Source organism: Nocardia sp. NBC_00508, from assembly GCF_036346875.1.
Classification (GTDB): domain Bacteria; phylum Actinomycetota; class Actinomycetes; order Mycobacteriales; family Mycobacteriaceae; genus Nocardia.
Window position 1 is genome coordinate 4,387,274 of the sequence record NZ_CP107852.1, and the last position, 26,449, is coordinate 4,413,722.

The following is a 26,449-nucleotide window of genomic DNA, read 5'->3' on the forward strand; positions in this document are numbered from 1 at the left end:
ACCCCTCGCCACGGCGGCGACCATCGGTCGCCGATCTCTTCACACGAATCTGTCGCCAATCTTGCGCGCGCGGTGTCACCGCTCGCGCTTTTTCGTCGACTCGCACGTGGTGCTAAACGCCATGCGCCCGGGGTGGGCAGCCGGGAGCAGCGGCTTGTTCGTGTTGTCCAAAAGTGTTCGGACGGCTGATATTTCGCCAAACTAGGAGGCTCTGGTGCAGGGTACGGGCCTTGCTTGCCAGCAGGTCGCGCGCCGCGCCTCGCCGGTGCGCGCCTCCAGTGCGGCGCCGCTCTTCGCGCTCACCCAAGGGCTGCGAGTGCCGAGCGGCACCGATACTCTCTCGGTGCCGATCGGCGCGCCGGTGTTCGACACCCGGCTTTACACGCTCGGTGCACCGCTGCGGCCGGTACCGGTCACAACGCCGGGTGAGCTGTATCTGTCGGGGGTACAGCTCGCCCGGGGCGGCATCGTGCGATCCGGGCCGGCGACGGCGCGGTTGGTGGCCGACTCCTGCGGTAGGCGAGACGGGCTTTCTGCGGAGCCTGATCTGGCGCGGTGGACCACCCACGGTGCGCCGGATCGCCTCGGGCGGACCGACTCCGCGACCGCTGCGGAGCAGGCGGTCGCGCAGGCGCCTGGTAACGGGCGAATCGGCCGCGACGACGACTACTGCACACCCGGCGGCAAGAGTTCGGCGACCACCCAGGTCGCCCGGCTCGCTGCCGAACCGAGCTGCCCGCTCGAGGTTCGCGACGTGTTCACCGCAAGCATGGTGGACGAACGCGCCGAACTCGTCGAGCGGGCCGGTGGATCCGGCGGCGCGTCCTTGGTCGCGCAGCTGCGGGCACGGCCACGGCCGCCGCTGGTTCCACTGTCTCCCGCGCGGCAGCGCCCGAGGTATCGCGATCCGTTCCGGCGTTCCGGTGCCTGCCCCATCGTGCCGGGCTCGCGCGGCGCAGCGGACGCCTTCGAGGTGCTGCACTTCGTCGACGATGCCGAGGCAATCGCGTTCGAACTGCCCGAACTGTCGGTGTCCACCAGTACCCTGGACACCGGAGCGACCACGCTGGATCTCCAGCTCATGGTCACCGAGAACCCCGCCGGTGCCGGACTCGGGGAAGGTTCGGCATCGGCGGGAATTCAAGCGGGGTCCCGCTACGCCACGCATCCCATCGATGAGGCGACGGTCGCGGGCCACGCGCATCGATTCGTCGGCTTCCTGCACGCCACACCGCATTTCGACATTCGGATGCCCGATCTGTCATCAGTCGGCGCTGCACGTATCCAGGTGAAGCAGTGGCTGGGTGTTCTGTTCGCCCTGCCCACCGACCAGCCGCGACCCGCGCACAGCGATATCAGCTCCGGGTGCGCCGCCGCTGCGGCGGTACTTGCCGACTCGGCGCCGGATGTCGATTCGGAAGGAAGCCGCGGATGACCCACGCAAATGCGTCCAGTCCGATCGGTACCCATTCCGCCCCTGGAGATCGCGCGAACGCCCGCCGTGCCTACGGCATCGACGATCTGCCCGGCTTGATCGCGACCGTCGCAGAGCTGGAGCCGTGGCGGGTCGCGCTGCGCCACGCCGAAGTCGTCGTCACCTATGCGGCGCTGGCGGCCGAACTCGCGGCGCTGTCCGAAGCCATGGGCTCGGAACTCGGCGCGGACGCCCTGGTCCCGGCAGTCGTCTCCAGTCGGCTGCCCACGCTGCTGGAGACCGGCGAGGTCGCGCTCGGCGCGGTACTGGACGCGCTGCTCGACGACGCGCTCACGGCGGCGCGCGACGTCCTGGCCGCGCCCGCGCCGGCCGAGACGCTGGTGAGCCAGTTCGAGGATCAGGTGCGCCGGACGCCGGACGCGGTCGCGCTCGAATACGCGGGCGCGACCCTGGCCCACCCGTCGCCCGGCCACCACCCCTCATCGACTCGCAACGCGACGCTGACGTATGCCGAATTCGGCGGCCGGGTCAATGCGCTGGCTCGGCATCTGATCGCCCTGGGCGTCGGGCCGGAGACGCTGGTCGGCTTGGCCGTTCGGCGCTCGTTCGACCTCTTGGTCGGCATGTACGCGATTCTCGAGGCCGGTGGCGCGTATCTGCCGATCGACCCCGACCAACCGGCCGATCAGATCGCCGCCGTGCTCGCGGTCGCCGAACCGGTGGTCGTGCTCACCACTACCCGCGATGAGCCCGGGTTCGGCGCGGAGGTCCCGACGTTCCGGATCGATCGGTTCGAGGGTCTGCCGACACCGCACGCGCCTGCGGTCGCCCGGTCGGCCGACGACATCGCCTACGTGATCGTCACCTCCGACTCGACCGGACGGCCGGAGGGCGTGGCCGTGTCGCACCGGTCGATCGTGGCGAATCTGCGCTGGCGGCAGCGGCTGTTCCGGCTGCGGGCCGACGACGTGGTGCTGCAGTGGACGCCGTGCAGAGTCGACATGTCGGTGTGGGAGTTCTTCTGGCCGTTGCAGGTCGGTGCGAGACTGGTCATCGCCGCGCCGGACGGGCACCGTGACCCGGCCCACCTGTCTCGGGTGATTCACGAGAGCGGCGTCACCGCCGTGCATTTCGTGCCGTCCGCGCTCGCGGCGTTCGTCGCCGATCGGCACGTGGCGGCGCCGGACTCGTTGCGGATGGTCTTCGCCTCCGGCGAGGAGCTACCCGTCGCTACGGCGGCGGCCTTCCGCGACCTCAGCGGCGCGACCCTGTACCACCTGTACGGGCCCACCGAAGCGGCGATCGACGTGACCGCCCATGAGGTGACCGCCGCGGACGTCACCCAGGTTCCGATCGGCGTCGCCGCCGACGACACCGAGATGTTGGTGCTCGACGAGCAGCTGCGGCCGGTCCCCCCTGGTGTGGTCGGCGAGCTATACGTGTCCGGTGTGCAACTGGCCCGCGGCTACGTCGCCGCCCCCGGTTCGACCGCCGAGCGATTCGTGGCCAACCCGGAAGGTCCGGCAGGGGAGCGGATGTACCGCACCGGGGAAAGGGTTCGCTGGAGTAACGACGGCGAGCTGATCCATCTGGGCCGCCTTGCCGACACTTCACTGGACGGCATCCACGTCACCACCGGCACGGGTGAGGCCGGCGGCGGGCGGATTCCGGTGCGCGCGTTGTTCGACGCAGCCGCGGGGGAGGGCCTCGCCGCCGCGCGACGGCCTCCGTTGGCCACCCGGGACCGGCCGGAGTGGATGCCGCTCTCACCCGCGCAGCGGCGACTGTGGTTCCTCAACCGGATCGAGAGTCAGGACGGCGCCGACAGCGTCGACAACCTTCCTCTCGTGCTGCGGCTTACCGGGCGGCTCGACATCAAAGCGCTGGAGCGCGCCGTGCTGGACGTGCTCACCAGGCATGCGACGCTGCGCACTGTCTACCCTGAGACCGACAGCGGCCCTTGCCAATCCGTCCCGGACGCCGCCGACATCGGTCTGAGCCTGCACGCGGTGCCGATCGACCGCTCCGCGGTGGACGACGCGGTGGCCGGGATAGTCCGCGCCGGATTCGATCTGACCACCGAGCTGCCCTCGCGCGTCGCGCTGCTGGCCGTCGACCGCGTGGACCGAGCACGCGGCGTCACCGGCGACGAATATGTGCTGGTATTCGTGGTACACCACATCGCGGCCGACGCCCGGTCGCTGGCTCCGCTGGTCACCGATCTGCTCCGGGCCTATCTCGCCCGGCTGACCAGCAGGCGACCGGGGTGGGACGCGTTGCCGGTGCAATACGCGGACTACAGCCTGTGGCACGACGAGTTGCTCGGCGTTGAGGACCTGCCTGGCACTCTGGCCTATCAGCAACTGCGGTTCTGGCGCGAGCTGCTCGACGGCGCCCCGGCGCAGCTTCCGCTGCCGACCGATCGGCCACGACCAGCCGTGGCATCGCAGCGCGGCGCGGCCGTGGATTTCGTGATCACGCCCGAAGTGACCGCCGGACTGCGTGCGCTGGCGCGGCGCGGCGGCGCGACACTGTTCATGACGCTGCACGCAGCGTTCGCCGCCACGCTGGCGCGGCTGAGCGGCAGTGCCGACATCGTGATCGGCTCGCCGGTCACCGGGCGCGCGGAACCCGCGCTCGACGGGCTCGTCGGCAGGTTCGGAAACACTGTGGCGCTGCGCACGCGGGTCACCCATGACATCTCGTTCGCCGCACTGCTCAGGGACGTGCGAGACGGCGATTCGGCCGCGTTCGCCAACGCCGACCTGCCGTTCGAACGTTTGGTGGACGCCGTGCCGGTGGCTCGCCGCACCGGCGCGCACCCGCTGTTCCAGGTGATGTTCAGCTTCGAGGCCGCGGCGCCCGTGGTCGGCGGCAAGGCGCTGGAGGTGCCGTGGCTGTCGGTGCGACCGGTCGAGGTGGCCTCCACCGGAGCGAAATTCGACCTGCACTTGATCGTCGGTGAGAAGGCGGGATCGGCGGGGCTGTCCGGCAGCCTGCGCTATGCGACCGATCTGTTCGACGCCGCGACGGTGGAGTCGTATGTCGCCCGATTCCGGCGGATGCTCGTCGCTGTCGCGGTCGACCCGGACGCACGCATCGGCGACATCGAGCTGCTCTCGGATGCGGAACGCGCGCTGATACTGCGCGAGTGGAACGCCACCGTGCACGCGATCGGCGAATCACGCACGCTCGCTTCGCTATTCGTCGAGCAGGTGGCCAGAACGCCGGACGCGCCTGCGGTGACCTTCGAGGGGGCGACGCTGTCGTACGACGAGTTCGCGGGGCGGGTCAATCGCCTTGCGCGCTGGCTGGTCGCCCGAGGTGTGGGGCCGGAAGCACTGGTCGCGCTGCGTATTCGGCAGTCGATCGACCTGGCGGTCGGCATGTACGCGATCATCGAAGCGGGCGGCGCCTACCTGCCGCTGGATCCGGACCGGCCCGACGAGCACATCCTCGCCACGGCGGCGCCGGTGTATGTGCTCACTGCGGGGTCCGACCTGAATTCCGATGCCGCCGAGATTCGAATCGATCGGCTCGACCTGTCCGGCCACCCGGACACTCCGCTCAGCGACGCCGACCGGCGCGCGCCGTTGCGCCCGGCAAACACCGCATACGTGCTGTTCACCTCGGGTTCCGCGGGCGTGGTGATGAGCCACGGCGGCATCGTGAACCGGCTGCGCTGGATGCAGTCGGCGTATGCCGCGCTGGGACCGGGTGATGTTCTGCTGCAGAAGACGCCCGTCACCCTCGACGTCTCGGTGCCGGAGTTCTTCTGGCCCTTGCAAGCCGGGGCCAGGATGGTGCTGGCGCGGCCGGACGGTCATCGGGACCCGGCCTACCTGGCCCGGCTCATCCGAAGCGAGGGCGTGACGGTGGCGCATTTCGTGCCGTCCATGCTCGCCGCGTTCGTCGCGGAAGCGCCGGAGGTGCCGTCGCTGCGGGAGGTGTTCTGCTCCGGCGAGGCGCTGCCCGGCGCGGTCGCCCAGCGGATGCGCGAGTTCACCGGCGCGTGCGTGCACAACGGCTACGGACCGGCCGAGGCGGCGGTAGAGGTGACCTTCCACGAGGTCTCCGACGCCGACTTCGAGACCGTGCCGATCGGCAAGCCGATCTGGAACACCAGGACCTACGTGCTGGACGCGCGGCTCCGGCCGGTGCCGGTGGGGGTACCCGGCGAGCTGTACTTGGCCGGCGCCCAACTGGCGCGCGGCTACCTGGGCTGGCCCGGTCGCACCGGTGACCGGTTCGTCGCCGATCCGATCGGTCCGGCGGGCGAGCGCATGTACCGCACCGGCGACCTGGTGGTGTGGACCGCGGCGGGCGAGCTGGAGTTCCTTGACCGCAGCGACGCCCTGGCCCAGATCCGTGGTCTGCGGATCGATCTCGGCGAGATCGAGTCGGCCCTGCTCGCGGTACCCGGCATCGGGCAGGCCGCCGCCCTGGTGCGCGACGACCGCGGTACGAGCGAGCAACTGGTCGCCTACCTGGTGGCCAATGGGCCGGTCGAGATCGCCACGGTGCGGGACGCGGTGGCCGAGCGGCTTCCGGGCTATCTGGTGCCGCAGGCTTTCGTGCTGCTGGACCGCTTCCCGATGGACGCCGCCGGGAAGCTGGACCGCACCGCGCTGCCCGCGCCCGCGTTCGAACCAGCCGTGTACCGGACCCCCAGCGGAGCAGCGGAAAAGCTGGTCGCCGAGGCATTTACGGCTCTACTCGGGGTGACCGAGGTCGGCGCCGACGACGACTTCTTCGCCCTGGGCGGCGACTCGCTCAACGCGACCCAGCTCGCCGCACGGCTGAGCAAGGCCACTGGCGCCGAGGTGGTGGTGCGCACGATCTTCGACGCGCCGACGGTGCGCGCGCTCGCGCAGCGGATCACCGCCGATCGTCCGATAGAGACCGGACCTTTCGCGATGCGCCCGGTCGAGGCCGGACCTGTTGGGCTGTCGTTGGTCGGGGCGGGATCTGTCGGGCAGCGGGCGGTTGAGACCGGTTCTGACGAGGTTTCGTCGGTTGAGACTGGTTCTGTAGAGCTTTCGTCGGGTGAGGCCGGTTCCGTCGAGCTTTCGTCGGGCGAGGCCGGGCCTGTTGGGCTGTCGTTGGTTGAGGCGGGACCTGTCGGGCCACAGTCGGTTGAGACCGGACCTGTCGCGGCGTCGGTCGAGACCAGATCTGTTGGGCTCCGGTCGGGCGAAGCCGAATCTGTCGAGGTCTCGTCGAGCGGGCCCAGGCCTCTCGGGATGTCCTCGGTCGAGGCGGAGCCGGTTGGGCTGTCTCTGAGGGGGACGGGCTCTGTGGCGGCGCCGGTCGAGGCCGGAGCTGTCGAGCTGTCGTCGGGCGAGGTGGGACCTGTCGGGCCACGGTCGGTTGAGACAGGACCTGTGGCGGCGTCGGTCGAGACCAGATCTGTTGGGCTGCCATCAAGCGAGGCCGGATCTGTCGAGGACTCGTCGGGCGAATCGGGGCCTGTTGGGCTGTCTCTGATGGGTACGGGGCCTGTGGCGGCGTCGGGCGAGGCCGGATCTGTTGGGCTGTCGCCGGTCGAGACAGGACCGATCGAGTTCCCGCCGCTCACGCCGCAGGAACGTAGCGGGCCGACCCCGCTGTCGATCGCCCAGCAGCGCATGTGGTTCCTGAATCGGTTCGACACCACGGGCGGCGGATACAACATCACGTTCGCGCTGCGACTGACCGGTGCGCTCAATGTGCCTGCCTTGGAGGCGGCGATCGCCGATGTGATCGCACGGCACGAGACGCTTCGCACGCTCTATCCCGAACAGGACGGCGTGGCAACGCAAGTGGTGCTTCCCGCCGGAACGAAGCTGGTCGAGCTGGTCGCGCGGCCGGTGGCCGCGGCCCAGGTGTCCGAACTCGTCGGTGCCGCAACGCGAGCCGGTTTCGATGTGACCGCCGAGGTGCCGCTGCGCGTTCGCCTGCTGCGCGTCGAGGGCGAAGCGCCTATCGCTGGACAGGTCCACGTCCTGCTGTTCGTGGTGCACCACATCGCCGCCGACGGCTGGTCTTTCGCGCCGCTGACCAGGGATTTGACCAGTGCCTATGTCGCGCGCTGTGCGAGTATCGCCCCGGCGTGGGGACCACTGCCCGTGCAGTACGCCGATTTCGCGATCTGGCAGCGCGCCGCGCTCGGCTCCGCCTCTGACCCGGATTCGGTGCCGGCACTCCAGCTGGCCTACTGGACCGATCGCCTGTCCGGGCTCCCAGAGGTGCTGGCCCTCCCGTCGGACCGGCTGCGGCCCGCGGTCGCCACGAACCGGGGCGGTGCGCTCACAGGGCGGCTGGACGCCGCTCTGCACCAGCAGATCCGAGACTTCGCCGCCGCGCGTCGCGTGACCCCGTTCATGGTCCTGCACACCGCCCTGGCCGTGCTGCTGAGCCGCTACGGCGCGTGCGCCGACGTGGCGATCGGCACGCCGGTCGCCGGACGCGGGGAGGAAGCGCTCGACGACTTGGTCGGCGCGTTCGTCAACACGCTGGTGCTGCGCACCGAGGTCCGCCAGAACGCGACCCTGGCCGAGTTGCTCGCGTCCGTGCGCGCGGCCGATCTGGCCGCGTTCGACCACGCCGCGGTGCCCTTCGCGCGGGTGGTCGAAGCGGTGAACCCGGTCCGCTCGCCGGCGCACGCGCCGCTGTATCAGGTCGCGCTGACCGTGCGGAACCAGGCCACGCCGGCGTTTCGCCTGCACCGCCTGGCCATCGCGGTGTTCGAGGTCGGACCGGCGCCGACCCACCTGGACCTGGACTGGACGCTGACCGACCGCCACACCGCCGACGGCGCGCCGGACGGCATCGACGTCCAGCTGCGCTACGCGCTCGACCTGTTCGACGCGCCCACCGTCGCGGGGTTCCTGGCTGCGTTCGAACGCGTGCTGCGGGCCATGGTTCGCGACGCCCGGACCCTCGTCGGCAATGCCGAGCTGATGTCGGTGGCCGAACGCGGAATGCTCCTGTCGGATCACAACGCCACCACACACACCCTTCCCGGCGAGACGCTGGACGACCTGCTCACCGCCCGCGTGGCGGCCACGCCCGACGAGGTCGGCCTGCGTTACGAGGGCTCCGCGATCACCTACGCGGAGTTCGCCTCCCAGGTCAACCGGCTGGCCCGCAGGCTCATCGCGGCGGGCGTCGGCCCGGAGACCGTCGTCGGACTGGCCGCCCTGCGTTCGATCGACATGCTCGTGTCGATGTACGCGATCGTGCGCGCGGGCGGGGCCTACCTGCCGATCGACCCGGCGCGTCCAGCCGATCACCTGGCACAGGTCGTCGCCACCGCCGCGCCGCGGCTGGTGCTGACGGCGGGCGGCGCGGCGTTGCGTGCACCGGACGGCGTGCACGTGCTCGACCTCGCAGATCTCGACCTGGACGGCGTCGCCGACGGGCCGGTATCCGACGACGAGCGAATCGCGGCGCTGCGCCCGGAAAACACGGCCTACGTGCTGTTCACCTCCGGCTCCACGGGGTATCCGAACCGCGTCGCGGTAACCCACCGCGCGATCCTGAACCAGCTGCGCTGGCTCGAATTCCGCTACCGAGTCACCGCGTCCGACCGCATCTTGCAGCACGCGCCGCTGACCTCGGATGTATCGGTGTGGGAGTGCTTTCTGCCCATCGCGGCCGGAGCTCCGCTGGTGATCGCGCGGCCGGGCGGGCCGCTGGACCCCGGGTACGTCGCGGGGCTATTGCGCGAACATCGGATCACCATCGCCGAGTTCGCGCCGTCGATGCCAGCCGCACTGATCAGCGCTGGCATGGGCGACGCACTGCGCTCGGTCCGGCATTTGCGCTGCGGTGGTGCGGCACTCACCCCGGCTCTGCTCGCCGCGCTCCGCGGCAGTGTCGGCGGCGCGGTGCACCACGCCTATGGAACGCCCGAGGTGGCGGTTTCCGCGATCTGCCACGAGTTCACCGAGGCCGACGCCGAATCCGTCCGGAACGGGGTGATCGGCCGCCCGTGCTGGAACACGCGGGTCTACGTGCTGGACGCGCGGGTGCGGCCGGTGCCGATCGGTGTCACCGGCGAGCTGTACCTCGCGGGCGACCAACTGGCGCGCGGCTATCCCGACAGGCCCGGGCGCACCGCAGAACGATTCGTCGCCGACCCGTTCGGCGTGCCCGGCCGGTTGATGTACCGCACCGGCGATTTGGTGCGCTGGAACCGCACCGGCGAACTGGTCTATTCCGGCGCACGCGAAGTCGAATTCACCGGGACCACAATGGACTTTCGCGCGCCGCGGGAAGGAATCGAGGCGGTGCTCGCCACGCTGGTGGCCGACCTGGTCGGTGCGGCGCGGATCGGCGCGGACGACGACTTCTTCGCCCGCGGCGGCAATTCGCTGCTCGCTGTGCGGCTGGTCGCCCGGGTGAACACGGCCTTGGCTTGCTCGCTGACCGTCCGCGAGGTGTTCCAGGCGCCGACCGTGGCCCAGCTCGCGCGCCGGATCGCGCGCTCGGCAGGGCTGGACGCCACCGAACCCTCCGCGCTGGTCCCCGGGGAACGGCCCGCGCGAATTCCGTTGTCACCAGCGCAGAACCGGATGTGGCTGCGGCACAGGCTCGATCCGGACTCGGGCGTCTACAACACTCCGATCGCCATCCGCCTCACCGGCGCACTCGACTACCAGGCGCTGCGGACCGCTGTGCGTGACGTGATCGACCGGCACGAAGCGCTGCGCAGCATTTTCCCGGCGGACGCCGAAGGTCCTGCCCAAGTAGTGCTCGCCGGTGCGGATGTGCCCGAGCCGACTCTGCATCCGATCGCGGTGACCGAGCCGCACCTGCGCGAGGCGGTCCTGGCGACCACCGCTGACGGATTCGACCTGCGCACCCGGATTCCAGTGCGGGCGACTCTGTTTCGCGTCGCGCCGGACAACCACGTGCTCGCCGTCGTGGTCCACCACATCGCCGCCGATGGCGTCTCCACCACGCCGCTGGTTCGCGATCTGATGACGGCTTACACCGCGCGCGTGGCGGGGGAGGCGCCACAGTGGCGGCCGCTGCCGGTGCAGTATCCGGACTTCACGCTTTGGCAGCACGACGTGCTCGGCTCGGCGGACGACCCTGCGTCGGTGCTGTCGAACCAGATCGCGTACTGGCGGGCCGAACTCTCCGGACTGGCCCCGTTGCTCGAACTGCCCACCGATCGTCCGCGCCCTCCGGTGGCCTCCGGACGCGGCGCCACCGTCGAGTTCGCGGTCCCGCCCGACCTGACCGGATTGATCGCCGAACTCGCGCGCAGGCACAGCGCGTCGACGTTCATGGTGTTGCACGCCGCCTTCGCCACGCTGCTCGCACGGCTGACCGGGGTGGACGACATCGCTATCGGCAGCACCGTCGCCGGACGTGCCGACAACGCGCTGAGCGACCTGATCGGCAGGTTCGCCGATACCGTGGTGCTGCGCACTCCCGTCCCTGCGGACATGTCCTTCGCCGAGCTGCTCGTTCGGGTCCGCGACATCGACGTGCGCGCCTTCGCGCATGCCGATCTGCCTTTCGCCCGGCTCATCGAGGAGCTCGATCACGTTCGGTCGCAGGCGTATTCGCCGATTGTGCAGACCATGCTGACCTTCGAGCATCGGGATGACACGGTGCTGGGCTTGCCCGGGCTGACGGTGTCGGCCTATCCGTTCGATAACCGTGTCGCGCAGGTCGACCTGGCCATGGAATTCACCGAACTCTCAGCGGATGCAGGCACCGCGCTGCGCGGCGTGCTCCGATACGCCACGGACCTATTCGACCGCGACACGGTCGAGGCCTTCGCGGCCCGCTTCACGCGGGTGCTGCGGGCCGTGGTCGCCGATGCGTCGGTGCCGGTCGGCGACTTGGAGCTGCTGGACGCCGCAGAGCGCGCGCTGGTGCTGGACCGGTGGAACGACACCACCGGGTCAGTGGCCCCCGCGGCCACCCTGATCTCGCTGTTCGAGGCGCAGGTGGCCAGAACACCGGACGCGCCCGCGGTCACGGTCGAGGGACGGGTGCTGCCCCACCCGTCGCCCGACCACCACCCCTCATGGAGTCCCTACGCGACGCTGACGTATTCCGAGTTCGCGGGCCGGGTGCGGCGCCTGGCGCGCTGGCTGGTCGGACAAGGCGTCGGTCCGGACGCGCCGGTCGCGCTGGGCATGCGGCGCTCGCTGGACATGGTGGTCGGCATCTACGCGATCACCCTCGCGGGCGGCGCGTACGTTCCGCTCGACCCCGCTGACCCCACCGATCGGCTGGAATACGTGCTGCGGACCGTCCGGCCGGTGTGCGTGCTCACCTCGGGTCTCGACCTGGACGCCGGCGCGGCGCGGCAGATCCGGATCGATCGGCTCGATCTGAGCAGGTACTCCGCCGAGCCGCTGACCGCGCTGGACCGGCTCGGCGCGCCGGAACCGGCCCACACCGCGTATGTGATCTTCACCTCGGGATCGGCCGAGGGCGTGGCGGTATCACACGCGGCGATCGTGAAGCGTCTCACATGGATGCAGTCGGCGTATCCACTGTCCGCGGACGACGCGGTATTGCAGCACACCCAGGCCACCTTCGCCGCTTCGGTATGGGAGTTGTTCTGGCCCTTGGTATTCGGTGCACGCCTGGTGCTTGCATGGCCGGACGCGCACCGCGACCCCGCCTATCTGGCGCGGGTGATCATCGAGCAGCGCGTCACCACGGTGCACTTCGAGCCCCCACTGCTGGGGGTATTTCTTGCGGATCCACGCGCCGCGGACTGCATTACGCTCCGCAATGTCTTCACATCGGGCGAGGCTCTGCCCGCCTTTGCCGCGCAGCGGGCGCGAGAGGTGATCGGAGCGGGGGTGCACAACCTGTATGGGTCGGCGGAGGCTGCCGTCGACGTCACTTATCACGAGGTGACCGAGGACCTTACGGTCTCTGTGCCGAGCGGTGCCCCGGTGTCCGACACACGGGTGTATGTGCTGGATTCGCGGCTGCATCCGGTGCCTGTTGGTGTGGCGGGTGAGTTGTATCTCGCGGGTGCGCAGTTGGCTCGTGGTTATGTGGCGCGTCCGGATTCAACCGCGGATCGTTTCGTGGCCGATCCGTTCGGTGCGCCGGGTGGGCGCATGTATCGCACCGGTGACCTGGTGACCCGGACGGCCAGAGGTGAACTGAAGCAACTGCGCCGCAGCGACTTTCGTGGTCTGCGTATCGAGCTGGGCGAGATCGAGTCGGCGCTCACGGCGCTGGATACGATCGCGCAGGCTGCGGTGCTGGTGCACTGGGACGAACGGCTCGGCGAGCAGCTGGTCGCGTATGTGCTTGCGCGGGCGCGCCGCAGGATCGACGCCGAGGACGTGCGCGCCGCCTTGCGTGCCGAGCTGCCCGAGCACCTGGTGCCCGCATCGTTCGTGGTGCTCGAGCGCTTCCCGCTCGACAACTCCGGCAAGCTCGACCGCAACGCGCTACCCGCTCCGGTGCTCAGCACCGCGGCCTACCGCGCTCCGGCCACCCGCAGCGAGGCGACTGTCGCGCGGATCGTCGCGCGGTCGCTCGGCGTCGAGCGGGTAGGTGCCGACGACGACTTCTTCGCTCTCGGCGGCAACTCGCTGCTCGCGACCCAGGCCGCGGACCGGCTCGGCGCCGCGCTGGACGCCGAGATCCCGGCGAGCCTGCTGTTCGAGGCGCCCACCGTGGCCACGCTCGCCGCGCGAACCGAACGGCTCGTCGGCGCAGGCGGCCCGCCCGCGCCGGCACGACGGCCGCGCCCCGGGCGCGTTCCCCTCTCGCCCGCGCAGCAACGCATGTGGTTCCGCAATCGGTTCGGTCCGTCCGACACCGTGGACAACTTCGCCGTGGCGGTGCGCCTCACCGGATACCTCGACCCGGACATGCTCGCCGCCACCATCGGTGACGTGATCTGCAGGCACGAGACGCTGCGCACTGTGTATCCCGATCTCGACGGCACCGGCTACCAGCGCATTCTCGACCCCGTCGAGGTAGTGGAGATCCACCCGCTGGACACGTCGGACGCACTGCGCGAGTTCGCCGCCGTCCCCTTCGACCTGACCGCCGAAGTGCCGCTGCGCGTCGGCCTGGTCACCCGCTCCGACCGCGACCATGTGCTCGCGCTGGTGCTGCACCACATCGCGGCCGACAGCTTCTCGACCGGCGTGCTCGTCCGCGACCTCGCCACCGCCTATACGGCCCGCGCGACGCGCACCGCGCCGGCCTGGGCCGATCTCGATGTTCAGTACGCCGACTACGCGCTCTGGCAGCATCGCGTGCTCGGCGCCGAGGATGCCCCGGGCTCGCCGGCCGCACGCCAGCTGCAGTACTGGCGAAATGTGCTGCGCGACTTGCCCATACAACTCGACCTTCCGGCCGACCGGCCGCGTCCAGCGGTCGCCTCCCATGCCGCGGCGAGCACAACACTCGCATTACCGGACGACGTTCGCGACGCCATCGCGGCGGTGGCCGCGCGCTACGAGGCGACCCCGTTCATGATCGTGCACGCCGCGCTGGCCACCTTGCTCGCGCGGCTGTCCAGCACGACGGACATCGTCATCGGCGCGCTGGTCCAGGGCCGTGGCCACGCGGCGCTGGACGACCTGATCGGCTTGTTCGTCAACACTCTGGTGTTGCGCGCCGAAGTGTCGGGCTCCGATACCTTCGCCGCCGTGCTGTGCCGGGTGCGGGAGCACGATCTGGATGCCTTCGCCCACGCTGACGTGCCGTTCGGCCGCGTGGCCGAGGTGCTCGACCCGCCGCGCTCGCAGGCGCGGCATCCGCTGTTCCAGATCGCGCTGCTGTTCCAGGACCTTGCGCCGGTCACTGCGGACATGGCGGGCGTATCCGCAGCGGAATACGAATTCCTCTACGAGACAACGTCTTTCGATATCCAACTGACCGTCACGGGCGGGACGTTGCGCTTCACCTACGCCCTCGACCTGTTCGACGCCCCCACCATCGAGGCCTTCGGCGTCCACTTCGTCCGCCTGCTCGCGGCGGTCACCGCCGACCCGGAACAGGTGGTCGGCGACATCGATCTGTTCGGCGCGGGCGAGCAGCACACCGAGCGAGAGGACTCCGCCCCCAGCGCTCTCGGCACCGAGACGCACGCGCCGAATACCCCTGAATTCCCCCGAACCCTGATCCGACCAGGAAGAAGGAAAACCGAATGAAGAACCCGTTCGACGACGATGACGCCAAGTTCTACGTCTTGATCAACGAGGAGGGTGAGCACTCGCTATGGCCGGTCTTCGCCGCCGTCCCCGGCGGCTGGACCATTGCCTACGGCGCGGCCAACCGCAAGTCCTGCCTGCAGTACGTAGAGAACCACTGGGTGGACATGCGTCCCAAGTCGCTTGTCGAGGCGATGTCCAACGAGGCGAACTGACCAACTGAATACGCGGGGCGCGCTGGTCACATCCCCTCTGCCGACCGGCGCGCCCCGCCTTGTCCAGCCAGTTCTTCACGCCTTGACACGGGCGTCGATCGTCGTGTGGGCCTGTTGCCGCCACTCCGTAACTGCTCTCGTGCGCAGACCGCCCAGCGCAGCGTCGAACTGCTTGGCGCGCTTGGTGACGGTGAGGCCGACGTAGGTGCGCGCGTTGGTGAGCGCGCCGGTCGCCACCGCGCAGGCTTCGTCCACCTCTCCGGAGGCCAGCAGCGCCGTGGCGTGTTCGAAGCGGACCAGGGCGGGTTCCATGGTCTCCGACGGGTCGTACAGCGCCATCGCGTGCGCCGCCGCCGCGGCGGTCTCGTCGGCCCGGCCGAGGCGGGAATATCCGATCGCTTGATAAAAGGCGAGTTTCTCGGGTCGGAAAGAGAAGATACCGACCGAAAGGTCTTCCGGCCCGACATCGTCCAATGCCGCGGCCGATCGCGTGATACAGCGCGCGAATTCATCGGCGTGACCGAGGCTGGCATGTGCGCGCGCGGCCATTCCCCACAACCATGCGGCAGCGGGGCCGTATGACGGATTTTCTTGCAAACGACCATCGAGAAGCTGCAAAACTTCCTTCGGTTTATCGCTATAGGTCGGCAAATACGCGAGTCCGGCCAGGGCGATGTCTTCCGAATAGCGGTCGCCGATGTCCTGCGCGGCGTGGATCGCGGTGGCGTACCACATCCGCGCCTGACCGAAATGACCCTCGTTGAACAGGATCTCGCCGACCACGTTCGCCAGTCGGCCTGCGGTGCGCACCAGCCGGACCTGCTGATGGGTCGGTTGCCGTTCGCCGAGGCAGCCGCGGACCAGGCGGAACTGCTCCAGGCCGGCATGCAGCAGTTCGTGCGGTGGCACCTGCACCACTCGCGTGCCGAGGACCTCGGCAGACTGCTCCAGGAACACCAGTCGGCGCTCGCTGATCGACCCGGCGTCCAGAGTCGCGAGCATCCGCTCCGGTTCGTTCGCCACCAGGTCCGCCGCCTGGCCTGCCATGCCTGCGCCGATGCAGGCCAGCAGTTCTCGCCTTCTCACGTCGTCTTCCTCGACTTCCTTGTCGAGCCCGATTTCCCTACCGAGCTTGGTGTGCCTTTCGGGCGCCGGATCGGCGCTTTCGCGGTTGGAGACCGACTCCCGTCCCGCGGTGATCGCCCGCTCGAATCGGGTGACAACGGCTGAATCGGCTTGCGATACAACCCTGTCGAGCAGTCGCTGGCTAGCGGCGTGCATTCGGGTCGTCCGGCCGTTCTCCCATAGGACCACGGTGCGCGGGGTGACGCCCACCAGACGTGCGAATTCGTAACGGCTTCGCTTCATCGCCGTGCGAAGCGCATGTACTGCTTCGCCCGTCCAGTCGACCTCCACCATAGGTCTCGCTTCCTTGCTCCAGGACGATACAAACGGAAAGTACTCGCAATTACCGCATTAGGGACTGTTATCTACCGAATCGCAACGCGCACTGTTGAATCTGCATCCGGCATCGGGGGTCACGCCCAAACCCTGTCGAGGGCGTCCATCGACCGGTACCCGGCGCACGGTCCCGGCACGGCCCGATCCATCCGTGTCGAGCGCGGTTCCGGCGGCGCCCTCTCGGTGCCGGGTGCACGCACTTGTGGAGGTGAGAGATGGACGTGTTGCACTCTGATGTCCGGGAGCTGTGGCGGGTGCAAAGCCGCGACTGCACCCAGGAACCGTTCGGCCTGAGCTACGACCGCGCGCGGTTCATCCGCGCCGTCCATGCCGGGCACGGCGCGAGCTGCCGTCAGTACCTAGCCGCCTCGGCGTATTGTTTCCGGCAGGTCCCAGGCCAGTGATCGGCCGTGGAACCGCTGCTGGGCATGCTCAGCGCATGCCTGCTGCTGGTGGCGCTGATCACCGCCGTCGGCTCCTGCCTTTCGCACGGCGGAGCCGAAGACGCGCACCAGCCCCCGGACCAGCCGTTCACCGTCGAACAAGCGCACCGCGTGATGCAGTGCCATCGCCCGTGCCGCGCCGACGCCTGCCCGCGTAAGCAGGCGGCGTTCCGCATCCTGGTCGCCTCCGGACGCGTCGTGCCCGACAATCGGGCCGACGGGTACTCGCGCTGACCAGACGGGCGATATCGTCGAACCCGTTGTCGACCAAGGGCTTCGCGCGACCAGTCGAACGAAATCGTCGAACTCGTTGGCGGTCAACGGGTTTCGCGCGACCAATTCGGCATTCCGCGCGGGATGTGCGACCGACGCCCTATTCTGCCGGTCGACCGAACAGGATGACCTGCATGAGGCAGATCACCCGCAGACGGGAGCAGGCCGGGTCGTGCGAGCCGAAGCGCTCGCCCAGGTCTACTACCAGCGCCAGTGCGGCGTGCACGAGGAGGCGTGCTTCCGCGGCGGACAGCTCCGGACGCGCGGCCGCGAGCAGTTTGGCCCACTCGTCGACATTGAGCCGCTGGATATTGCGCAGCACGGTGCGCTCCTCCGGCGGCACGTTGCTGATCTCGGCGTAGTAGACGAAGGTCAGCTCGCGCTCGGCGAACGAGCCGGCCACGTACAGTTCGACCAGCGTGCTCAGCGCTTGCTCGGGGGTTGCGGCGGCCGCGACGGCGGGGCCGATGGCGGCCGACACCCGATCGGCCGCTCGGCGGAACGCGGCGGCGAGGATATCGCCCTTGCCGCGGTAGAAGCGGTACACCGCCGAGGAGGCGGGCAGCCCCGCGGCGGCCGCGATGTCCTCGACACTGACGTTCGGATAGCCGCGCTGATGGAACAGTTCCACCGCGCGCACCAGCAGCAGTTCGTGTTTGAAGGTCAGCGGAATCTCGGTCGCCGCAATGGTTTCGGCTTCGGCGCCGCCGGGCGGCGGTAGCAGGCAATCGGCGATCGTGCGGCAGGCCGCGGTGAGCCGCAGGGTCAATGCGCGGACCGGAATCGAGACGTGGTGATCGCCGATGCTGCTGAGCGCGCTCAGCAAAGCCGCCGCGAGCACGGCGCGGTCGGCTTTGCTCAGCGCGGGCCTGGTATCGGCGAGCAGGGACATCAGCGCCGCGTTCACGCTCGCGAGTTGCTCGGACAGGGTGGCCGCGTCGGCGTCCTCGAGATAGCGCCGCTGCCAGCGCAGCAGCGCGGCGCTGCGCCGGTTGGCGATGGCGGCTGTGATCAGGGCGTCGAGTACCTGCTCGAGTCTGCGCTCGGCGGGCAGTTCGCCCGCGTCATCCGGCAGCCGGGCCGCCTCCTGGCTGACCGCGCCCAGCCGTAGCACTTCCTCGCGGAACAGCGCGTACTTGCTCGGGTAGTGGCGATAGAGCGCGGCGGAGCTGATCTCCAGCCGCGAGGCGATGTCCTCCATGCTGACGCCGTGGTAGCCCAGCGCGCCGAATGCCTCGGCGGACGCCGCCGCGATCTGGGCGCGTCGATCGCGCGGCCGGCGCCGGACCGCCCGTGCCGGATTCTCGCCCGCCGCCTTGCCCGCAGCGCGGCGTTCCTCGGCACCCATGCCGCGATGGTAGCCCAATCGGTCATTTGTCTCAGCGATGTTTCCCCATCTCGGGAAGCGCTGAATGAGAGGTCACAACCAGTATGGAAAGCGTTGATTATCTACTGATATAGGTAGATCTAGCAGCGAACTGTGACTAACATAAACTTCCGTTTGGTTGCGCTGGAGCAGGGTTCGGGCGCAGGCCGTGCCGACCGTTTCCGGTACCGGGGTGGTGCCTACGGCAATCGCTACTGTGCGGGGCGACCGAAGAGCACCAGCTGCATCAGCAGGCGCACCCGATCCTGAGCTGCGAGTGGCTCGTTGCCGAAGGCGCGGCCGAGATCGACGACCACCGCGAAGGCCGCGTGGACCAGAATGCGGGCCTCGGCCGGCGTGAGTTCGGTGCGCACCTCGCGCAGCAGCCGGGCCCACTCCTCGACACTGAGCCGCTGGATATTGCGCAGCACGGTGCGTTCCTCGGCCGGAACATGTTGGAATTCCGTGTAATACACGAAGGTGAGGGCGCGCTCGGCGAACGAGCCCGCGACGTACTTCGTGATCAACGCGGTGAGTGCGTCCTCGGAATCGCCTGCCGCCGCGACGGCCGGGCCGATGGCGCCGGAAACCCGTTCGGCGGCGCGGCGGAACGCGGCGGCCAGGATGTCGCTCTTACCGCGATAGAACCGGTACACCGCGGAGGCGGCCGAAAGCCCTGCGGCGGTGGCGATGTCCTCCACGCTGACGTTCGGGTACCCGCGCTCGTGGAACAGCTCGACCGCTTTGCGCAGCAGCAGTTCGTGTTTGAACGAATCCGGGATCTCCACCACCGCCACCGGCTCGACCGGACGTTCGGCGGGCAGCTCCGCGTGCGCGATCGACCAGCACGCCGAATGCAGCAGGCGGGCAAGAGCTTTCGCGGGAAGGCCGGCGTGGTGGTCGGCGATGCTGGTGATCGCGCTGAGCAATGCCGCGCGCAGCACCCGCAGATCGTCATCGGTGGTCTTCGGGCGCAGCGCGGCCAGTTCGCTGCCCAGGGCGTCGAGTACCGCGGCCTGCTGCTCGTCGAGCGTCGTCTCGTCTGCGGGTTCGAGGTATCTCCCCTCCCAGCGCACCAGGGTGACGGTGGGGCGGTTCTCGATCGTGACGGCGATGAGCGCGTCGAGCACGTGCCGCAGCCGCTGCTCGGCGGGCCAGTCCGCCGCCTCGTCGGGCAGCTCGACCGATTCGGTCATCGCCCGGCCCACCCGCAGCAATTCCTCCCGGAACAGCGCGTACTTGCTCGGATAGTGCCGATACAGGGCCGCGGAGCTGATCCCGAGGCCGGAGGCGATGTCGTCCATGCTCACGCCGTGGTAGCCGAGTGCGCCGAACGCCGCGGCCGAGGCCGCCGCGATCTGGGCCCGGCGATTCTTCGGCCTCCGCCGGACCTCTCGAGGTGCCGAGTCGCCGCTGCTCGCCTTCCGCGCCGTACGGCGATTGTCGACACTCATGACGAACATCGTAACGACCTGGTGCTATGTGCCGTCTCGCGATCTCATGCGATAGGGCTACGGGATGAGCGGCGGGACATCGCGGCGGTGACCAGGCAACCTCATGTCTGGGTCGTGCCACCGGGCAGCCTCGGCTAGGGGCAGCCTCACTGGGCCCACGTTGTCGAAGCGCTTATCGACATACCCGATCACCGTCGCCGGGCTGCGTACCAGTCGAGCAGGTCGGGGTCGTCGACGGCGGTGCGCTCGACGACGCGAGCCGGGTCGGCGCCCTGGAACAATTTCTTGATCGGCACCTCCAGCTTCTTGCCGGTGCGGGTGTGCGGGATGCCGGGGGCGAGGATGATCTCGTCGGGGACGTGGCGTGGGGACACCTCGGTGCGGATGGTGTTGTTGATGCGTGCCTTCAGGTCGTCGGTGAGTTCGGCGCCGGGGGCGAGCACGACGAACAGTGGCATCCAGTACCCGCCGTCGGGCTGCTCGGCGCCGATCACCAGGGCCTCGGCGATCTCCGGCAGCCGCTCGACGGACTGGTAGATGTCCGCGCTGCCCATCCGGATGCCGTGCCGGTTGAGCGTGGAGTCGGAGCGGCCGTGCACGATCACGCTGTGGTGGTCGGTGATGGTGATCCAGTCGCCATGCCGCCAGACGCCGGGGAACATGTCGAAATACGCGTCGTGATAACGCTTTCCGTCGTCGTCGCGCCAGAAGCGGACCGGCATGGACGGCATCGGCTCGGTGACGACGAGCTCGCCGACCTCGCCCTGCACCGGCTGCCCCGCCGGGTCATAGGCGTCCAGCGCCACGCCGAGGTAGGGCGCCGAAAGCTCACCCGGCCACACCGGCACGGTGCGCACACCGCCGATGAACGCCGACACCACGTCGGTGCCGCCGCTGATCGAGGAGACCTGCACGTGGTCGCCGACGTTCTCGCCCAGCCACAGCGCCGAGGAGGTGGGCAGTGCGGAGCCGGTGATGCCGACCGTGCGCAACGTCGACAGGTCGTGGTCGGTGCGCGGCACGGAGCCCGCTTTGATGCAGGCCAGCACATAGCCGGGACTGGTGCCCAGCACGGTGGCGCCCACTTCGGCGGCGATGCGCCAGAGCGTGTCGGGAGCGGGATGGGTGGGGCTGCCGTCATAACAGACGATCGTCGCCCCGGCCAGCAGGCCGGCGATCTGGAAGTTCCACATCATCCAGCTGGGGCTGGTGTACCAGAAGAACGTGTCCTCTGGACCGATATCCGATTGCAGGGCAACGGCTTTGAGGTGTTCGAGCAGCACGCCGCCGTGGCCGTGCACGATGCCCTTGGGCAGGCCGGTCGTGCCGGAGGAGAACACGATCCACAGCGGATGGTCGAAATCGACGGACTCCGTGGTGATCACCGGGGGCGCGGCCGCTGTGGTGGTGACCGCTTCGCGCCACGGCATCGCGTCCGGTACGCGGAGCCCGAGCCGGGGGATCGCGATCGTGCCCTTCAGCGAGTCCAGCCCCGCACGCAAGGCGGCGATGTCGGCGCGTTTATCGTGTGTCTTGCCGCCGAAACGGTAGCCGTCGGCGGTGACCAGCACGGTGGGTTCCAGCTGGCCGAGCCGGTCCAGCGCCGCCTTCGGCGAGTAGTCCTGACCGCAGGCACTCCAGATCGCGCCGATGCTCGCGGTGGCCAGGAACGCGACCACCGCCTCCGGGATGTTCGGCAGGTATCCCACCACCCGGTCGCCGGGCCGCACGCCGAGCGAGCGCAGCGTACGGGCCAAAGTGGCAGTGTCGTCGATCAATTCGGCCCAGGACACCTCGCGAATCGGACCGTCCTCGCTGATCGCCTTGATCGCGGGCCGGTCGGTGCGCAGCTGGCGGATCACCTGGTCGACATAGTTGAGCCGGGTGCCGGGGAACCACCGCGCGCCCGGCATCTCGGTGTCGGCCAGCACCTCGCCGGCGACCTCGCCGAGTTCGAAGTAGTCCCACAACGCGTGCCAGAAGCCGGGGAGATCCGTGATCGACCACTGCCACAGTTCGCGGTAGTCCGCTGGCCGCACCCCGGTGCGCTCCGCGACGAATCGCGCGAAGTCGGTGATCCTGGCCGCAGCGATGTCTTGTTCGGTTGGCATCCATTGTGGTTGCATCGCGGTCCTCCTCGCTGTGGAAACTCGGTGCTCAGGCGCGGCCGGCGCGTCGCACGATCTGCTCGGCATGCCGGAGCACGGGGGCATCGACCATCCTGCCCTCGAAGGCGAACACGCCGCGGTGCTTCGGCGCCTCCGCGAGCACCCGCCGGGCCCACGCGGTGTCGTCCTCCGACGGTGCGTAGGCCGCCCGCAGCACCGGCACCTGGCTCGGGTGGATCGCGACCTTGGCGTCGAAGCCGACCGCGACCGCGTCCTCGGCTTCCGCGCGCAGACCGTCCAGATCGCGAATATCCAGGTAGACCGAGTCCAACGCCAGCTTTCCGTACGCTTTGGCCGCCAGCAGCGCGGTGGATCGGACGTGCCGGGCGACGTCGCGGTAGCCGCCGCCGGCGTGCCTGCTCGCGGTCCCGCCCAGCGCCGCAACCAGATCCTCCGCGCCCCACATGACACCGATCGCGTTGCGCGCAGGCACCGCCTGGCCGAGCGCGAGCGCGCCGAGCGGCGACTCGATCAGCGCGATCACTTCGTAGTCCGGCAGCGCCGTGATCTGTTCGGCGGATTCGCATTTCGGCAGCATGATCCGGCGATAGCCGGTGGCGGCCAGCGCCGCCAGATCGAGGTCGTGCTCGTCGGTGCCGGCCGCGTTGACCCGCACCACCGTGGTCTCGGGGTCCAATGGGGTGTCGACCAGCGCCGTGCGCGCCGCCGCTTTGTCGTGGGCGGCGACACCGTCCTCCAGGTCGAGGATCACCACGTCGGCCGCGGCGGCGGCCTTCGCGTAACGCTCCGGGCGATCCGCCGGGCAGAACAACCAGGCCGGACCCGCCATCTGCCAGCTCATGGCTGCTCCGGGGCTTTGCGGACCAGCGTCTTGCGTACCGCGGTGGCGACGATGTCGCCGTGCTGGTTGCGTGCCGTGTGTGCGAAGGTGACGATGCCCTCGCCGGGGCGGCTCTTCGACTCGCGCTTGTCGGTGACCACGGTTTCGGCGTACATGGTGTCGCCGTGGAACAGCGGCTTGGGGAACGCGATCTCCGAGAAGCCGAGGTTGGCCACGATGGTGCCCTGGGTCAGCTGCGCCACCGAGAGCCCGACCAGGGTGGACAGCGTGAACATCGAATTCACCAGCCGCTGGTTGAACGGGGGCAGCTGCTCGCTGAACGCCGCGTCCAGGTGCAATGCCTGGGTGTTCATGGTCAGCGTGGTGAACAGGACGTTGTCCGCCTCGGTGATGGTCCGGCCGGGCCGGTGCTCGTAGACCACCTCGGTGTCGAACTCCTCGAACCAGAGTCCGCGCTGCACCACCGCGCGCCGGGTCACAGGCCCAGCTCCCGTCCGATCAGCATCAGCTGCACCTCCGTCGTGCCTTCGCCGATTTCCAAGATCTTGCTGTCCCGATAGTGCCTGGCGACCGGGTACTCGTTCATGAAGCCATAGCCGCCGAAGATCTGTGTCGCGTCGCGGGCGTTGTCCATGGCGGCTTCGCTGGCCACCAGCTTCGCGATGGCCGCCTGCTTCTTGAACGGCTTGCCCGCCAGCATCAGCGCCGCGGCGTCGTAGTAGGCGGTGCGGGCGGCGTGCGCCCGCGCTTCCATTCTGGCGATCTTGAAAGCGATGGCCTGGTTGCGGCCGATGGTCTGGCCGAACGCCTCGCGCTCCTTGGCGTAGCGGACGCTCTCGTCCACGCAGCCCTGCGCGGCCCCGACGGACAGCGCGGCGATGGCGATGCGGCCCTCGTCGAGGATGCGCAGGAAGTTCGCGTAGCCGCGGCCGCGCTCGCCGAGCAGGTTCTCCTCGGGCACGCGCACGTCGGTGAAGCTGAGCGGATGGGTGTCGGAGGCGTTCCAGCCGACCTTGTTGTACGCGGGTTCGGCGACGAAGCCGGGGGTGTCGGTGGGCACCAGGATGGTCGAGATCTCCTTCTTGCCGCCGGTCTGTCCCGTCACGGCGGTCACCGTGACGAGCACGGTGATGTCGGTGCCGGAATTGGTGATGAATTGCTTGCTGCCGTTGATGATCCACTCGCCGCTGTCGGCGGCCGCGGTGGTCCTGGTGCCGCCCGCGTCGCTGCCCGCGCCCGGTTCGGTCAGGCCGAACGCGGCGAGCTGGCGGCCGCTGGTCAGCTGGGGCAGCCATTCCTGCTTCTGCTTGTCGTTGCCGAATCGGTAGATCGGCATCGCGCCGAGCGAGACGCCCGCCTCCAGGGTGATGGCCACGCTCTGGTCGACCTTGCCCAGCTCTTCGAGCGCGAGGCACAGGGCGAAGTAGTCGCCGCCCATGCCGCCGTACTCCTCGGGGAACGGCAGACCGAACAGACCCATCTCGGCCATTCCCGCGACCACCTCGTACGGGAAGGTGTGGTTCGCGTCGTGCTCGGCCGCCACCGGAGCGACCACCGACCGCGCGAAGTCACGCACGGTCAGCGCGAGATCGCGGTACTCCTCCGGCAGCGTGCCGGTGGACAGGAAGTCGGTCATGTCGGGATTCCTTCTCGTTGAGCGTGTTCCGGTTCGGCTTGCGCGGCGACGACGCGCGCGAGCACCTGGTCGAGGCGCACCTGGGCGCCGGGCTCGACCAGCAGTTCGATGATCCCGGCGACCGGGGCGGTGAGGGAGTGCTCCATCTTCATCGCCTCCACGATCACCACCGGATCGCCCGCGGCGACCGCGGCGCCGGAAGCGACCGGCACCGCGATCACCGAACCCGGCATGGGACTGTGGATTTCGGCGTCGCCGACGTGTTCATCGCCGACGCGTACATTGACCTCGGCGACTTCGCGCAGCGCCGCGATGCCGGACGGTCCCGCCACCCACAGCAGACCGTCCTGCTCGGCAACCCGGAAGGTGCGCCGCAGGCCGTCCCTGGTCAGGGTGAGCACACCGGCGTAGGCGTCGTCGTCGCGACCGGTGAATGTCGCGGTGAGCGACGAGGTCGCGCCGTCGCCGACGCGCACCACACCGTCGGTGGGCGTGCCGGAGAGGTAGACGTGCTCGATCCGATCGCCGCCCGCGAGCCGGATCGGCGTGTGTGCGTGGGCGCCGATCCGCCAGCCGGACGGGACCTCCCACGGATTGCCCGCCGTCGTCGGCCAGCGCCGCAGCCAGTGCCGGACCGCCGCGGCGACGAACTCCTCATCGCCGACGGACACGGGATGGAAGTCGGCCACTCGCCGGTCCAGCAGGTCGGTGTCCAATCGCCCTGCGACGACGTCCGGGTCGGCCAGCAGGAAGCGCAGGAACTCGATATTGCTGGTCACGCCGAGCAGCACGGTATCGGCGAGCGCCCGGTCCAGTTTCGCGAGCGCGGCGTCGCGGTCATTGGCGTGCGCGATGACCTTCGACAGCATCGGGTCGTAGTCGCTGCCGATGCGCGTGCCGATCCGCAGCCCCGAATCGACCCGGACCCCTGGGCCTTCCGGCTCGTCGAGATCCAGCACCGTGCCGCCGGTGGGCAGGAACCCGCGCCCCGGGTCCTCGGCGTACACCCTGGCCTCGATGGCGTGCCCGACCATGCGGATGTCGTCCTGCGCCACCGCGAGCTTCTGCCCGGCCGCGACGCGGACCTGGCATTCCACCAGGTCGACGCCGGTGACCAGCTCGGTCACCGGATGCTCCACCTGGAGGCGGGTGTTCATCTCCATGAAGAAGAACTCGTCGGGCCGGTCGGCGGAGACGATGAACTCCACGGTGCCCGCGCCCACGTAGTCCACGCTGCGCGCGGTGCTGCAGGCGGCGGCGCCGATCCTGGCCCTGGTCGCCGTGTCGAGCAGCGGCGAGGGCGCCTCCTCGATCACCTTCTGGTGGCGGCGCTGCAAGCTGCATTCGCGCTCGCCCAAGTGCAGCACGTTGCCGAACTGGTCGGCGAGGATCTGCACCTCGATGTGCCGGGGCCGGGTGACGAAGCGTTCCAGGAACAGCGTGTCGTCCCCGAACGCGGCGGCGGCCTCGCGGCGCGCGCTGCGCAGGGCATCGGGCAGCCGGTCCGGATCGTCCACTCGGCGCATGCCCTTGCCTCCGCCGCCCGCGGACGGCTTGACCAGCACCGGATACCCGACCTCGGCGGCCGCGGCGATCAGCTCGTCATCGGTGAGGCCCGGCGAAGCGATGCCCGGCACCACCGGGACGCCGAACGCGGCCACGGTGTTCTTCGCGGCGATCTTGTCGCCCATCACCTCGATCGCGCGCGCGGGCGGGCCGAGGAAGACGATGCCCGCCTCGGTCAGCGCGGCGGCGAAAGCCGCGTTCTCCGAGAGGAATCCGTAGCCGGGATGGACGGCCTGCGCGCCGGTGCGCACGGCGGCGGCCACCACAGCGTCGATGGACAGGTAGCTCTCCCGTGCGGGGGCTGGTCCGAGGCGCACCGCGGTGTCGGCCTCGTGGACGTGTCGGGCGTCGGCGTCGGCGTCGCTGTAGACGGCCACCGAGCGAATTCCCATGGCGCGCAACGTATGAATCACGCGCACCGCGATCTCGCCGCGGTTGGCGACCAGCACGGTGTCGAACTCGACGGGAACGGATTTGTTCAGCAT

Annotated in this window: 13 protein-coding genes; 5 read left to right on the plus strand and 8 right to left on the minus strand. The window is 69.5% G+C overall.

Going from position 1 to position 26,449, the window contains the following annotated elements:
• Positions 1 to 214 precede the first annotated feature (214 nt).
• Genes OHA40_RS19555 through OHA40_RS19565 form a run of 3 tightly spaced genes read left to right on the plus strand, consistent with a single transcriptional unit; the run spans position 215 to position 14,795 of the window.
• Positions 215 to 1,435, plus strand: coding sequence for a hypothetical protein (locus OHA40_RS19555; protein WP_330228349.1), 1,221 nt, complete (start codon positions 215 to 217; stop codon positions 1,433 to 1,435).
• Positions 1,432 to 14,580 carry an amino acid adenylation domain-containing protein gene (locus tag OHA40_RS19560; RefSeq protein WP_330228350.1) on the plus strand — a complete coding sequence of 4,383 codons (13,149 nt, stop codon included), beginning with the start codon at positions 1,432 to 1,434 and terminating at the stop codon, positions 14,578 to 14,580. Before OHA40_RS19555 ends, OHA40_RS19560 begins: the two co-directional genes overlap by 4 nt.
• Positions 14,577 to 14,795: an MbtH family protein gene (locus OHA40_RS19565; RefSeq protein WP_330228351.1), complete on the plus strand. Its 219-nt coding sequence runs from the start codon at positions 14,577 to 14,579 to the stop codon at positions 14,793 to 14,795. Before OHA40_RS19560 ends, OHA40_RS19565 begins: the two co-directional genes overlap by 4 nt.
• 75 nt (positions 14,796 to 14,870) lie before the next feature.
• On the opposite strand, the gene OHA40_RS19570 is transcribed toward OHA40_RS19565, so the two are convergent.
• A complete protein-coding gene (locus OHA40_RS19570) occupies positions 14,871 to 16,214 on the minus strand; it encodes a helix-turn-helix domain-containing protein (protein WP_330228352.1) in 1,344 nt (447 codons plus the stop codon).
• A 257-nt stretch (positions 16,215 to 16,471) separates the two neighbouring features.
• On the opposite strand from OHA40_RS19570, the gene OHA40_RS19575 reads away from it, so the two are divergent.
• Both OHA40_RS19575 and OHA40_RS19580 read left to right on the plus strand, forming a co-directional pair.
• Positions 16,472 to 16,660 (plus strand): hypothetical protein, encoded by a 189-nt coding sequence (locus tag OHA40_RS19575; RefSeq protein WP_330228353.1) that lies wholly within the window; start codon positions 16,472 to 16,474, stop codon positions 16,658 to 16,660.
• A gap of 6 nt (positions 16,661 to 16,666) precedes the next feature.
• A complete protein-coding gene (locus OHA40_RS19580; RefSeq protein WP_330228354.1) occupies positions 16,667 to 16,933 on the plus strand; it encodes a hypothetical protein in 267 nt (88 codons plus the stop codon).
• 139 nt (positions 16,934 to 17,072) lie between these two features.
• Here OHA40_RS19580 and OHA40_RS19585 read toward each other — a convergent pair whose 3' ends face one another.
• The 7 genes from OHA40_RS19585 to OHA40_RS19615 all read right to left on the minus strand — a co-directional run bounded on the left by OHA40_RS19585 (position 17,073) and on the right by OHA40_RS19615 (position 26,449).
• Positions 17,073 to 18,320, minus strand: a complete 1,248-nt coding sequence (locus OHA40_RS19585) for a TetR/AcrR family transcriptional regulator (protein WP_330228355.1) — start codon at positions 18,318 to 18,320, stop codon at positions 17,073 to 17,075.
• A 230-nt stretch (positions 18,321 to 18,550) separates the two neighbouring features.
• A complete protein-coding gene (locus OHA40_RS19590; RefSeq protein ID WP_330228356.1) occupies positions 18,551 to 19,792 on the minus strand; it encodes a TetR/AcrR family transcriptional regulator in 1,242 nt (413 codons plus the stop codon).
• Positions 19,793 to 19,980: 188 nt separating this feature from the next.
• Positions 19,981 to 21,918, minus strand: a complete 1,938-nt coding sequence (locus OHA40_RS19595; protein WP_330228357.1) for an acetoacetate--CoA ligase — start codon at positions 21,916 to 21,918, stop codon at positions 19,981 to 19,983.
• 31 nt (positions 21,919 to 21,949) lie between these two features.
• Positions 21,950 to 22,762: an HpcH/HpaI aldolase/citrate lyase family protein gene (locus tag OHA40_RS19600; protein ID WP_330228358.1), complete on the minus strand. Its 813-nt coding sequence runs from the start codon at positions 22,760 to 22,762 to the stop codon at positions 21,950 to 21,952.
• Positions 22,759 to 23,241: a MaoC family dehydratase gene (locus OHA40_RS19605; RefSeq protein WP_330228359.1), complete on the minus strand. Its 483-nt coding sequence runs from the start codon at positions 23,239 to 23,241 to the stop codon at positions 22,759 to 22,761. The genes OHA40_RS19600 and OHA40_RS19605 overlap by 4 nt, the downstream gene beginning before the upstream one ends.
• On the minus strand, positions 23,238 to 24,398 hold the full coding sequence (locus OHA40_RS19610; protein WP_330228360.1) for an acyl-CoA dehydrogenase family protein: 1,161 nt from the start codon (positions 24,396 to 24,398) through the stop codon (positions 23,238 to 23,240). The genes OHA40_RS19605 and OHA40_RS19610 overlap by 4 nt, the downstream gene beginning before the upstream one ends.
• Positions 24,395 to 26,449, minus strand: coding sequence for an acetyl/propionyl/methylcrotonyl-CoA carboxylase subunit alpha (locus OHA40_RS19615; protein ID WP_330228361.1), 2,055 nt, complete (start codon positions 26,447 to 26,449; stop codon positions 24,395 to 24,397). Before OHA40_RS19615 ends, OHA40_RS19610 begins: the two co-directional genes overlap by 4 nt.